The sequence below is a fragment of the Proteus sp. G2674 genome (genome assembly GCF_009915195.1).
Lineage (GTDB): Bacteria > Pseudomonadota > Gammaproteobacteria > Enterobacterales > Enterobacteriaceae > Proteus > Proteus mirabilis.
The window spans coordinates 26,393-38,347 of record NZ_JAABLS010000010.1 but is presented as its reverse complement, the minus strand read 5'-3'; the positions used below and the strand labels follow the sequence as shown (position 1 = coordinate 38,347).

Annotated in this window: 11 protein-coding genes; 8 read left to right on the top strand and 3 right to left on the bottom strand. The window is 40.4% G+C overall.

Going from position 1 to position 11,955, the window contains the following annotated elements; genetic code table 11:
- Positions 1 to 201 precede the first annotated feature (201 nt).
- The 3 genes from ivbL to ilvN all read left to right on the top strand — a co-directional run bounded on the left by ivbL (position 202) and on the right by ilvN (position 2,390).
- Positions 202 to 300, top strand: coding sequence for an ilvB operon leader peptide IvbL (gene ivbL / locus GWI58_RS02620; protein ID WP_004249539.1), 99 nt, complete (start codon positions 202 to 204; stop codon positions 298 to 300).
- Positions 301 to 407: 107 nt separating this feature from the next.
- Positions 408 to 2,102 (top strand): acetolactate synthase large subunit, encoded by a 1,695-nt coding sequence (ilvB, locus tag GWI58_RS02615; protein WP_004249538.1) that lies wholly within the window; start codon positions 408 to 410, stop codon positions 2,100 to 2,102.
- Between the two features lie 3 nt (positions 2,103 to 2,105).
- A complete protein-coding gene (gene ilvN / locus GWI58_RS02610) occupies positions 2,106 to 2,390 on the top strand; it encodes an acetolactate synthase small subunit (RefSeq protein ID WP_004246140.1) in 285 nt (94 codons plus the stop codon).
- A gap of 50 nt (positions 2,391 to 2,440) precedes the next feature.
- Here ilvN and GWI58_RS02605 read toward each other — a convergent pair whose 3' ends face one another.
- Both GWI58_RS02605 and GWI58_RS02600 read right to left on the bottom strand, forming a co-directional pair.
- Complete coding sequence (locus GWI58_RS02605) at positions 2,441 to 3,337, bottom strand: cation diffusion facilitator family transporter (protein WP_041701548.1); 897 nt, start codon at positions 3,335 to 3,337, stop codon at positions 2,441 to 2,443.
- Between the two features lie 76 nt (positions 3,338 to 3,413).
- On the bottom strand, positions 3,414 to 3,992 hold the full coding sequence (locus GWI58_RS02600; protein WP_004246138.1) for a helix-turn-helix domain-containing protein: 579 nt from the start codon (positions 3,990 to 3,992) through the stop codon (positions 3,414 to 3,416).
- Between the two features lie 238 nt (positions 3,993 to 4,230).
- On the opposite strand from GWI58_RS02600, the gene GWI58_RS02595 reads away from it, so the two are divergent.
- The 5 genes from GWI58_RS02595 (at position 4,231) to GWI58_RS02575 (ending at position 11,048) form a co-directional block, all read left to right on the top strand.
- Positions 4,231 to 5,418 carry an MFS transporter gene (locus GWI58_RS02595; RefSeq protein WP_094960159.1) on the top strand — a complete coding sequence of 396 codons (1,188 nt, stop codon included), beginning with the start codon at positions 4,231 to 4,233 and terminating at the stop codon, positions 5,416 to 5,418.
- A gap of 770 nt (positions 5,419 to 6,188) precedes the next feature.
- Entirely contained in the window at positions 6,189 to 7,535 is a 1,347-nt protein-coding gene (locus tag GWI58_RS02590) for an NCS2 family permease (RefSeq protein ID WP_004246136.1), read from the top strand.
- A gap of 127 nt (positions 7,536 to 7,662) precedes the next feature.
- On the top strand, positions 7,663 to 8,166 hold the full coding sequence (locus GWI58_RS02585) for a GNAT family N-acetyltransferase (RefSeq protein ID WP_004246135.1): 504 nt from the start codon (positions 7,663 to 7,665) through the stop codon (positions 8,164 to 8,166).
- A 357-nt stretch (positions 8,167 to 8,523) separates the two neighbouring features.
- Positions 8,524 to 10,173 (top strand): Na+/H+ antiporter, encoded by a 1,650-nt coding sequence (locus GWI58_RS02580; RefSeq protein WP_004246134.1) that lies wholly within the window; start codon positions 8,524 to 8,526, stop codon positions 10,171 to 10,173.
- 2 nt (positions 10,174 to 10,175) lie between these two features.
- On the top strand, positions 10,176 to 11,048 hold the full coding sequence (locus GWI58_RS02575) for a carboxylate/amino acid/amine transporter (RefSeq protein ID WP_004246133.1): 873 nt from the start codon (positions 10,176 to 10,178) through the stop codon (positions 11,046 to 11,048).
- Here GWI58_RS02575 and metR read toward each other — a convergent pair.
- Positions 10,963 to 11,916 carry an HTH-type transcriptional regulator MetR gene (gene metR, locus GWI58_RS02570; protein WP_004246132.1) on the bottom strand — a complete coding sequence of 318 codons (954 nt, stop codon included), beginning with the start codon at positions 11,914 to 11,916 and terminating at the stop codon, positions 10,963 to 10,965. The two genes, GWI58_RS02575 and metR, sit on opposite strands and share 86 nt — an antisense overlap.
- Between the last annotated feature and the right edge of the window lie 39 nt (positions 11,917 to 11,955).

The following is an 11,955-nucleotide window of genomic DNA, read 5'->3' as shown; positions in this document are numbered from 1 at the left end:
TATTCTTGGTTGGTGTTTTTTTCTAGTTTTTTATGCTGTTACAACACGGAGTTACTACTTGGATTAACAAGTGATCTAGCTCTCGTTTTGAGTGGTGATAAAAAATAAACTGAAAAAAAAGGTTGTTAATTTATAGAAGTTATGTTTTTTTAGATACAGATAACAGACAAACACATCATTACATTAATTGATAGGTAACCCATGATCATCACTACTCTACTACAAACTCTACGACTAACAGCGCACATCGCGGCTGTGGTTGTTGTGCGTGTGGTGGTGGTCGTCGGCAAAGCGCCGTAACGGGTCCGAATCAACACAGTTTCGCAACCCCGCCGGCGTATTAACCGGGCGGGGTTTTTCATATCTACCGCCCATAAAGTCCGGCTTAGTAAAAAGGACACAGAACAATGGGTGCTCAACAAGATAATGCCACAGGAAAAACTTTCACTGGTGCGCAATTAATTGTTTATTTACTGGAACGGCAAGGTATCACTACGGTTGCGGGGATCCCCGGCGGAGCCGCTCTTCCTTTGTATGATGCATTAAGCCAAAGTCAGTCTATTCGCCATATTTTGACACGCCATGAACAAGGGGCGGGTTTTATTGCCCAAGGTATGGCTAGAGCAAATGGTCAGCCTGCGGTGTGTATTGCCTCAAGTGGACCGGGGGCGACAAACTTAGTTACAGCCATTGCTGATGCAAAATTAGACTCAATTCCTTTGGTTTGCATTACGGGGCAAGTCTCTTCTGCCATGATTGGGACTGATGCGTTTCAAGAAGTTGATACCTATGGGATGTCTATTCCTATTACCAAACACAACTATTTAGTCCGCGATATCGCACAGTTGCCGGAAATTATCTGTGATGCGTTTCGTTTGGCAATGTCAGGTCGCCCTGGACCTGTATGGGTTGATGTACCTAAAGATATTCAACAAGCGACTATCACCTTAGATCAATTGCCACCGATACCACAAAAAGATGCAGCTCCAGCCTTTAATACCGATTTGGTGATCCAAGCCGCGCAAATGATTAACCAAGCGAAAAATCCTGTGCTTTATTTAGGGGGCGGTATTATTAGCTCTGAAGCGTGTAAAGAAGCGATTGAGTTGGCGGAGAAAAATAGCCTACCCACCACGATGACGTTAATGGGATTAGGTTTAATGCCACCAACACACCCGCTATATTTAGGGATGTTAGGTATGCATGCGGCACGGAGTACCAACTTTATTTTAGAAGAAGCCGATCTACTGATCGTATTGGGGGCGCGATTTGATGATAGGGCAATTGGTAAAGCAGAAAAGTTTTGCCCCAATGCGAAGATCATTCATGTTGATATTGATAGGGCAGAGATAAGTAAGATCAAACGTCCTGATATTGCCATTCATGCAGATGCTAAAGCGGTGCTGTCGCTGTTATTACCTTTAATTAATATTAATCAGCGCAACGAATGGATAGATAGAGTCAATACCTTAAAACAAGAATATCCCTTAGAAATGAAAAACTCACACAATATTCTTAGCGGTTACGGCATCGTACTTGCTGCGGCAAATTGTGTTGATGATGAAGCGATTATTACCACCGATGTAGGGCAGCACCAGATGTGGGTTGCTCAAGCTTATCCACTGAATCGACCGCGCCAATGGTTAACATCAGGAGGCTTGGGGACGATGGGATTTGGGTTGCCGGCAGCGATAGGGGCCGCATTGGCAGAGCCAAATAAAAAGATCCTCTGTTTTTCAGGGGATGGTAGCATCATGATGAATATTCAGGAGTTAGCAACAGCCGCTGAGCATCAGTTAGATGTAAAGATTATTTTGATAAATAATCAAGCATTAGGGTTAGTACACCAACAACAAACACTCTTTTTTGATGAGCGTATTTATGCCGCAGCCTACCCTTATCAAACGGATTTTATTCGTATTGCTCAAGGATTTGGGTTGGATACATGTGATTTAAATCAAGAAGCAGATCCTCAGGCGGCGCTACAAGCGGCAATTGCTAAACCTGGGCCTTGTTTAATTCATGCCATGATTGATATTAACGAAAAAGTATTTCCAATGGTTCCGCCGGGGGCGGCAAATATCGAGATGATAGGAGCTTAATTTATGTCACTACAATCACAACCTATCGCACTAGAACTTATTGTTCGTAACCATCCCGGTGTGATGACCCATATTTGTGGGCTATTTGCGCGTCGTGCATTTAACGTCGATGGTATTTTATGTTTACCAATGAAAAACAGCGATAAAAGTCGTATTTGGTTATTAGTACAAAAAGATGAACGCTTAATGCAGATGGTGAGTCAAGTGGAAAAACTTGAGGACGTAAAAGAAGTGCGTTTTAGTGATGATCTGCGCGTTTTTGAACAGATGGAAAGTTATTTAAATTAATCGCACTGTTCTGGCTCTTTTTAGGCACGAGAGAGCCAGAACCTGAATATCTAATGATGATTATCTTCCAGATGTTGTTTATCCTCGCTTTCCATCTGTAAGGTAATATGATTGATATGAAATTGTTCACGTAGTTGCTTATCAATAGTAAGGCGTAATGCTTCACTATCTACATTGGGTTGATAGACAATATGACCACTGAGGATCAACTTGCTTTGCGTCAGTGCCCATAAATGCAAATCATGGGAGCTAGCCACCCCTGCGGTATTATTAATGGTGTCTGTTACCTCAGTTAAATTAATGCCTTTAGGCACGCCTTCTAATAAAATATTCAGGCACTCTTTTAATAAGATCCACGTGCGCGGAAAGACCATAAAGCCGATTAATACCGCAATAATTGAATCAACTAATTGCCAACCGGTTAGCCAAATAATTACCGCCCCAATAATGACGCCCACTGAGCCTAACATATCCGCCCACACTTCAAGATAAGCCCCTTTAACGTTTAAGCTTTCATCTTTTGCACTGGTGAGCATTTTCATTGAGATAAAATTAATGATAAGCCCTGCGATTGCCACAACAAGCATACCCATAGACTGAATGTCAGGAGGGGAAGAAAGTCGTTGATAAGCCTCATAAAGAATATAAAAAGCCACCGCCATTAAGATCAGTGCATTCATCGCAGCAGCCAATATTTCAAAACGAGCATAGCCATAAGTTCTGAATAGATCTGCTGCTTTTCTACCTGCGTGGATCGCGATAAGAGCAAGTAAGAGTGCAAATGCATCTGTCATCATATGCATTGCATCAGAAATCAAGGCTAAACTTTCTGTTAAGTAGCCACCAATAAACTCAATCACCATAAAAGAGCCTGTTAATGCAAAAGCAATTAACAGACGTGATTCAGGTAGCGCTTTGACATCACCGTGCTCGTGGCCTGCACCCATGCTATTTATCCCCGCCATTATTAATAATACTTAGAATAATAGTTTAAATGGCGGTGAAATATAATGGGTATTTGTCTTAAGGGCGATGATGATAGTGTTGTTGATTGGGGCTAGACATGATAACTGATGCACGCATATGGCCTTCCACACAAATATAAGAGTGTGGCGCATTACCATGAAAGGCATAAAAATCGCCGGTTTCTAATAATACGGTTTCATCGTTAGCAAAACGCATCATCAGTTTGCCAGAATAGACCATAATATGCTCTTGGGTGCCGTCGGCATGGGCTGGGCTATTAATAATTGCCCCGTGCTTCATCTCAATATGCCAAATTTCAGTAATATTGCCGATGCCAATACGGAATTTAAATTCTTGTGCATAGTCGCCAACGATAGGCTTATGTCGCTCTAAGCGAGGATATTCTTCGCGGGTAAAACTAAATAAATCACCTAATGGAAATCCAAGGGCTATCGCGATAGCTTCTAAGGTATCGATGCGAGGATTAGAATCGCCAGACTCTAATTTGGACAATGCCGCTTTAGATATGCCTGATTTTCTTGATAACTCATTAAGTGACAAGTTTCGAGATTGTCTTAACTGCTTAACCTTATTACCAAGGTATTCGTTTGTCTTTTTCGGTGATTGTGGGTTCATTGCCAATTCAAAATATTGTCAGTTTAAAAGTATAATTTCCTGTAGATGATAACATCAATTCTTCACAGACGGGAAAAGCACAGACTATTTAGACAATATTTTGTGAACAGGGTGCGCGTATCAGGCGATATTTTAAAGCATGTTTATCTATTTCTTATCCCCTATAATAAGGCAATATTTTCCATTTATTCAATATTTACTATGATGAGGTTTCTACAGCGCGTAGAAACAAAATAATATGTTGCAACAAAATTATCGTCAGTCCGAGCTTTTTGCTATTACTACTATTACAGTCAGTATTGCGGTGATAGGGATTGTTATTGGATTAACTATTCCGATGGTGGCTTTACGGCTAAACTTGGCGGGGATCAGTGAATCTATTATTGGTCTGATTTCAGCCGCACCTGCGATGGGAATGTTAATCATCTCACCCTTTGCACGCTATATTGTGCAATGGCTTGGTAAACGTTTAGCGATGTTATTAGCAACGATTATATCAGCCATTAGTCTATTGCCTTTAATGGGGAGTTTGCCATTAGAATTCCTGTTCCCATTACGACTAATCACCGGGATTGCCAGTGGTGTGATGATCTGTTTGGGGGAGACATGGATCAATGAACTTGTACCGGATAATAAGCGAGGTCGTATTTTAGCGATTTATACGACCGTGTTTACTATCAGCCAGTTGCTAGGCCCTTCAATTATTGCGTTATATGGCGTTGCTGATAAAACACCGATCTTAATTAGCGTACTGCTTCATATTATCTCTATCGTGCTATTTTTAATGATGGATCAGAAAGTGGGCGATAAATTAGCTAAAGACTCAGAAGAGTCGCACTTTTCTATTCTTCGTTTTATTAAAGTGGCGCCTGCGATATGTGGTGGCATTATCTTTTTTGCATTTTTTGATGGCACAGTGTTGTCTATGTTCCCTATTTATGGGCTAAGTGTTGGTCATAGTGAAGCGATTGCCGCCATGATGATCAGTGCTATTTTGGCGGGAGATGCCATAATGCAAATGCCATTTGGTTGGCTTGCTGATCATATGAATAGAACACGGCTATACCGAATTTGTGGTGTCATTACATTATTAGCAAGCTTATTATTGCCCATTGCTATGCCACATATTTTAGTTATTTGGCCACTATTATTAGTGCTTGGTGCAACGGCGGGAGCCATTTATACCATTGCATTGGTACAAATTGGGCAATACTTTTCAGGAAATGATCTGATGATAGCAAATGCTTCAGCGGCGATGTTATGGGGCATTGGTAATCTTTCTGGTCCCATTTTAGCCGGTGCTATGTCTGAAATCTCTCCATCTGCGTTACCTTTTTTATTGGTGGTTATGACGGGATTATTTTTAGTTTCGACGATGGATCGCTTTAACTTGCATGTCGACACTCTAAATCGTCATACATCATAATTGCATGCTCTTTTTTACCTTATTGTAGGTAAAAGAGGGCGCTATTTTCATTAAATTAGACAATAATTTCCTGCTGTTTTATCACCCATTCAATTATTTTTTCTTTTATTATCTTTATTTTAATAATCAATGCGATACATACTATTCAAAGGTTTTTATTAGTGATTTATTAAGAATAATCCAGAAATAATAAAATGAAATAAGAAAGATTTGCCAAATGGCACTATTTTCATCTAGTTTTATCACAAGGAGGTGTATGTTTTTCAAGCAGAGTGTGATGAATACTGAGTCAATATTATCGCCAAACAAGGGAAGATGCTGTTAAAACAGTAAGTTCAAAAATGATAAAAACATAAGAAATATTTAATTAATATTTATAGTATCAAACCAAGCATTGTTAATATAAACATCAATGATATTAATAAAAACAGTTGATTATAAGTACGCTTCACCTTTTAGGGTGATAACGTTGCTAAAACAGTTTAACCAGAGGAGAAATATATCACTATTCTCCTCTTTTCTTTTTTCTGCGAACACTAGAATGTCTTTTTATGACATTTTTGCTAAAAAAGTATTTTTTTTCTTGATTCTTACCCTAAAAGCACCAGATAATCGTTTGCGTCAAATTCTCTCACTCTATCCACATTAATAAACAAACGTTTGCTTTTTCACTCCTCTGATGATTTTTTTACCATTGGAGGTGATAATAATTTTAGACGTAATCGTTTTCGTTGGGGAGGGTGAACTGTTTTTTATGTCAGAGGAATGTAATGTCTGCTAATCAATCAGCAACCACAGGTAAACTGGATAATTATTTTAAGCTTACCGCCCGGGGCACTACGGTTCGTAAAGAGATGATCGCCGGTTTAACAACCTTTTTGGCGATGGTCTATTCCGTTATTGTCGTACCCAGTATGCTAGGACAAGCGGGGTTCCCCCACACGGCGGTATTTATCGCAACCTGTTTAGTGGCAGGATTTGGTTCTCTGTTAATGGGATTGTGGGCAAATCTACCTATGGCGATTGGTTGTGCCATTTCATTAACGGCATTTACCGCCTTTAGTTTGGTACTTGGTCAACATATCTCTGTACCTGTTGCTTTGGGGGCGGTGTTTTTGATGGGGTGTCTATTTACCCTATTTTCTTTAACAGGGATCAGAACGTGGATCTTAAAAAATATTCCGATTGGTATCGCTCATGGCGCCGGGATTGGTATCGGGCTATTTTTACTTTTGATCGCAGCCAATAGTGTTGGGTTAGTGGTGAAAAATCCATTAGCCGGATTACCTGTTGCGATGGGAGAATTTACTTCTTTTTCAGTATTAATGTCATTGGCTGGTCTTGCTGCTATTTTTGGTCTAGAAAAACGTAAAGTTCCCGGTGGTGTGTTATTAGTCATTATTGCGATTTCGATTATTGGATTGATTTTTGATCCTAACGTGAAATATCAAGGGTTCTTTAAAATGCCACAATTAGGCGAAGAGGGCCTTGCACTATTATTTGCCATGGATATTAAAGGCGCATTACAACCACTTGTTTTACCTAGTGTATTAGCTTTAGTGATGACGGCTATTTTTGATGCGACAGGAACCATTCGCGCAGTGGCGGGACAAGCTAATTTACTTGATAAACGAGGACAAATTATCAATGGTGGTAAAGCGTTAACTTCTGATTCCGTGAGCAGTATATTTGCTGGGGCAATTGGTGCAGCACCTGCAGCAGTATATGTTGAGTCTGCAGCGGGTACTGCAGCTGGTGGTAAAACAGGGCTCACCGCAACTGTGGTCGGTATTCTCTTTTTATTGATCCTCTTTTTATCACCACTATCTTATTTAGTTCCCCCCTATGCGACAGCCCCTGCATTAATGTATGTTGGTTTATTGATGTTAGGTAATGTCACTAAGTTAGATTTTAGTGATTTTGTCGATGCGATGTCAGGTATGGTGTGCGCGGTATTTATCGTATTAACGTGTAATATTGTTACAGGCATTATGTTGGGTTTTGGCTGTTTAGTGATTGGCCGTATTTTTGCCGGTGAGTGGCGTAAACTTAATATTGGTACAGTTCTAATTGCTATTGCTTTAGTGGCATTTTATGCCGGACACTGGGCAATTTAATTAAAATCATCAGGTTTAAACATAAAAAGCGGAATATATTTTTATTCCGCTTTTTTGCTATTTATTTATCTAGTTTTATTCGCTATTGTCGAGGTTAAGACTCATTGTTAATTTTTTGGTAAAATAAATGCATCAGATAGAAATACGACATGGTGAGCCTGAAGATGCTATAGCAATACAGCAATTGTATACACATCCAGACTTATATATTTGTACTTGTCAGTTCCCTTATCCATCAGTCACTATGTGGAAAAAAAGGCTAATTGAATTTTCTGAACAAAATATTCCACACTTTGTTGCTTCTTTTGACGGTCAAATCGCAGGTCATTTAGCGTTGATCATCGACAATCATCCTCGTCGTCGGCATATCGTCAGCTTTGGTATTGGTGTTGGTGCTGAGTTTTCAGGAAAAGGTATAGGTAAAGCACTCATTAATACGGCAATTGATTATGCTTTTAATTGGTTGGCTGCAACACGTATCGAGCTAGAAGTTTATGCTGATAATGAAAGAGGCCTTCATTTGTATAAAAAATTAGGTTTTGAAGTGGAAGGCATTCGTCGTAATGCAGCCTTCAGAGAAGGTAAATATTGTGATGTTGTGATGATGGCTCAGCTAAAAAATATCGAATAACTCTGTGGGGGCTTGACGCTGTTTTCATTTTTCAATGATAGAGCCTATTTTACTTTTTGATCCTCTTAAGAGTATGACTAGAACAGAAAACAGCAATAACAGCATACTTTTTCTCTTTCTGATGCCGTTAATAGATAACACTATGCATTAATATGTTAGCTTTTTTGTAAGATACGATTAATCTTAATTTTATATCATTCTTCATTAGTCGATGTGGGTTCAGTTTAAAATAGGAAAGGTAAAGATAGGCATGGTAGATAAACTTTTATGATGCGTTTCTTTATCATTCAGCAAGGGTTCTTTTCATATCAGGAAAGATGGCAGATTCTTAGATAAAAATAAGCATGTAAGGGTAGCATGGAAATTTTCTTTACTATTTTAATTTTAATATTGGTAGTTTCTGTTTCAGGTGTCATTACCAAAGTTATTCCTTTTCGCATTCCATTACCATTAATCCAGATTGTGATCGGGGCACTTTTGGCTTGGCCTCAGTTTGGTTTACATGTCACCTTTGATCCTGAACTCTTCTTAGTTTTACTGATCCCTCCTTTACTTTTTGTTGATGGATGGAAAACCCCCACACGTGAATTTATCCAAAATGGTCGAGAGATCTTTATCCTTGTGCTGGTTTTGGTAATGGTGACAGTAGTAGGTATTGGTTACCTTATTTACTGGATAATGCCTAGTATTCCACTTATTTCTGCTTTCGCGCTCGCCGCGGTTCTCTCGCCAACTGATGCGGTGGCATTATCCTCGATTGTCGGTAAGGGGCGAATACCGAAGCGGATCATGGGGGTTTTAGAAGGCGAAGCCTTAATGAATGATGCTTCGGGTCTGGTGGCGCTGAAATTTGCCGTTGCTGTGGCTATGGGCACGATGATATTTACCGTGGGTGGCGCAACCTTTGAGTTTTTTAAAGTGGCAATAGGCGGTTTATTAGCGGGTATTGCGGTAACGTTAGTCTATAGTAAATCTCTGCGATTGATGAGCCGTTGGAGTGGTGATGATCCTGCCACTCAAATTGTCTTTATGTTGCTGTTGCCTTTTGCTTCTTATTTGATTGCTGAACATATTGGCTTTTCCGGGATCCTTGCTGCCGTGGCTGCAGGTATGACTATCAGTAAATCAGGTGTGATCCGCAATGCACCATTGGCGATGCGCTTGCGTGCAGATAGTGTCTGGTCAATGTTAGAGTTTGTCTTTAACGGACTGGTCTTTATTATGCTGGGTTTACAGCTTCCTGTTATTTGGACAAGCTCGGTTATTCAAGCTGATCTCGATCCTGAAGTTGAAGTATGGATGCTGTTTGCCGCCGTCTTTGTTATCTATTTTGCGTTACTGATTTTACGTTTTACATGGTTATGGCTAATGAAGAAAATCAGCCATCTCTTTATGAAAAAACATCCCCTTGATTTCGCCACTTATACGACGAGAGAATTATGGCTGTCTTCTTTTGCCGGGGTACGTGGTGCTATCACCTTAGCCGGTGCGCTCTCTATACCACTATTTTTAACTGATGGCAGTACTTTCCCTGGGCGCTATCAGATAATCTTTATCGCGGCTGGGGTGATCCTATTATCGATTTTGGTCGGTATTATTTCATTACCTTTCTTACTAAAAGGGATTAAAGCTACCGATAAAGAAGCGGATAAAAATGAAGTACGTTATGCCAAGAAAGTCATGGCAGAAGTCGCTATTGTTAGCCTCAATAAGATGGAAGAGCGTTTAGCTGCAAGTACAGAAGAGCAACTAGATGCGGAAGAAATTAATGAAGTAGCTTCTCGAGTTGCCGGTTATTTAAGACGACGTACCGCGGATCAGGACGAGATGATGCACAATATGTTGGTGGAAGATCTGGAAAGACGTTTTCGCCTAACGGCATTGCGTGCAGAGCGTGGTGAGCTTTATCACTTACGTGCAACGCGTAAAATTAGTAACGAAACACTACAACTTTTGCTTCATGAATTAGATTTAATGGAAGCGCTGTTAGTTGAGAAAGACAGTTAATTATGTGGCTACTGGTTATTACAACGTTGTTATGGGCGGCTTCTTTTAGTCTGATTGGTGAATATCTCGCAGGTCAGGTTGATAGTTGGATCTCAGTATTGATTAGAGTGGTGTTAGCTGCCATTGTCTTTTTGCCTTTCCTACGTTGGAAAGGCATTCGCCTTAAAGTGATTTTATTGTATATGGGAGTAGGCGCATGCCAATTGGGTATTATGTACCTGTTTGTGTTCCACGCTTATAACTATTTAACCGTAGCTGAGTTTTTACTCTTTACTGTATTAACACCACTTTATGTCACCTTAATTTATGATCTACTTGAAAGACAACGTTTACGTTGGGGCTATGCCTTTAGCGCACTACTGGCGGTATTAGGGGCGGCCATTATTCGTTATGATCATCTTAGTGATGACTTCTGGCTGGGATTATTATTGGTTCAGTTAGCCAATATTTTCTTCGCCATAGGACAGGTAGGCTATAAACGATTAATGGAAATGCATCCACTTCCTCAACATCACGCATTCTCTTGGTTTTATATCGGGGCGGTGGTGGTTGTGTTAGTCGGCTCGTTATGTTTTGCCGATTGGCAAAAAATGCCAACCACATCGTTACAGTGGGGGGTATTGCTTTGGTTAGGTATTGGCGCTTCTGGAATAGGCTATTTTATGTGGAACTATGGGGCGACACAGGTAGATGCTGGAACCCTTGCGATTATGAATAATATGATGGTTCCAGCGGGATTATTAGTAAACTTCTCTATTTGGCAACAGCATCCTAATTGGCCAAGTTTCATCATAGGCGCGAGCCTGATTGTTGCATCACTTTGGTTCCATCGGCGTTGGATACACCAACCTGTTTTACAAAAGGCAGATGATTAACGGCATGTTGACCTGCTAAGCGTATAAACTCTCGTATTGCCGGTTGATGTTGCTCACCTGTACGGTTAGCTGCATATAGCCGGCTCCATAATCCTTCTCCTAAGGTCTTTGTGACCACTAATCCTTGTTTTTCAAAATTCTCTACGGCCCAGTGCGGCAGTGCCGCTATACCCATTCCTGCTGCCACCATTTGAATAAGAAGTAAGGTGTTATCTACATGTTTAAAATGTGGTGTGATCCCTGCGGGCTGTAAAAAATGACGCCAAATATCAAAACGCTCTCTTTGGACGGGATAGATAAACAGTGTTTCTGAGATCAAATCTTGTGGTTGAATATGTAAGCGATTAGCCAGCGGGTGATCCGGAGATAACACAAGCTTAACTTCATAATCAAACAACGCGGTATAGTGCAGGCGTTGGTTATCCAAGATATCAGAAGTGAGTACGACATCTAATTCTCGTTGTAATAAAGCCGGTTGTGGATCAAAAGTGACACCTGAATGGAAGTCGACATTCACATCCGGCCATGTTTGGCGATATTGCTGTAATGCGGGTGTTAACCATTGAATACAGCTATGGCATTCAATAGCAATATTTAAATGAGCATTACCCGGCTCATTACACTCTTCTATCGCTCGGCGCACAATGGGTAGGACTTCTTGCGCTAATCTTAATAACACTTCGCCTTGTGGTGTAAATCGTAGTGGTTGGCTTTTACGGACAAAAATACGATAACCAAGACGATGCTCTAATTCACTAAACTGGTGAGAGAGCGCGGATTGTGTTTGATGTAACTGATTTGCCGCATTGGCAAGAGAGCCTGTTTGCTTAAGTGCCAATATCGTTTTTAAGTGTTTTATTTCTATCATGAGAAACCTTCAGGTTGTGAATGAAAAATTTGCGCTTGT

Excerpts from the sequence above, each read along its gene's own strand:
- GWI58_RS02600 (WP_004246138.1), bottom strand. The coding sequence starts at position 3,992 with ATGAACCCACAATCACCGAAAAAGACAAACGAATACCTTGGTAATAAG.
- ivbL (WP_004249539.1), top strand. The coding sequence starts at position 202 with ATGATCATCACTACTCTACTACAAACTCTACGACTAACAGCGCACATC.
- GWI58_RS02580 (WP_004246134.1), top strand. The coding sequence starts at position 8,524 with ATGGAAATTTTCTTTACTATTTTAATTTTAATATTGGTAGTTTCTGTT.
- GWI58_RS02590 (WP_004246136.1), top strand. The coding sequence starts at position 6,189 with ATGTCTGCTAATCAATCAGCAACCACAGGTAAACTGGATAATTATTTT.
- GWI58_RS02585 (WP_004246135.1), top strand. The coding sequence starts at position 7,663 with ATGCATCAGATAGAAATACGACATGGTGAGCCTGAAGATGCTATAGCA.
- GWI58_RS02575 (WP_004246133.1), top strand. The coding sequence starts at position 10,176 with ATGTGGCTACTGGTTATTACAACGTTGTTATGGGCGGCTTCTTTTAGT.
- metR (WP_004246132.1), bottom strand. The coding sequence starts at position 11,916 with ATGATAGAAATAAAACACTTAAAAACGATATTGGCACTTAAGCAAACA.
- ilvN (WP_004246140.1), top strand. The coding sequence starts at position 2,106 with ATGTCACTACAATCACAACCTATCGCACTAGAACTTATTGTTCGTAAC.
- GWI58_RS02595 (WP_094960159.1), top strand. The coding sequence starts at position 4,231 with ATGTTGCAACAAAATTATCGTCAGTCCGAGCTTTTTGCTATTACTACT.
- ilvB (WP_004249538.1), top strand. The coding sequence starts at position 408 with ATGGGTGCTCAACAAGATAATGCCACAGGAAAAACTTTCACTGGTGCG.
- GWI58_RS02605 (WP_041701548.1), bottom strand. The coding sequence starts at position 3,337 with ATGGGTGCAGGCCACGAGCACGGTGATGTCAAAGCGCTACCTGAATCA.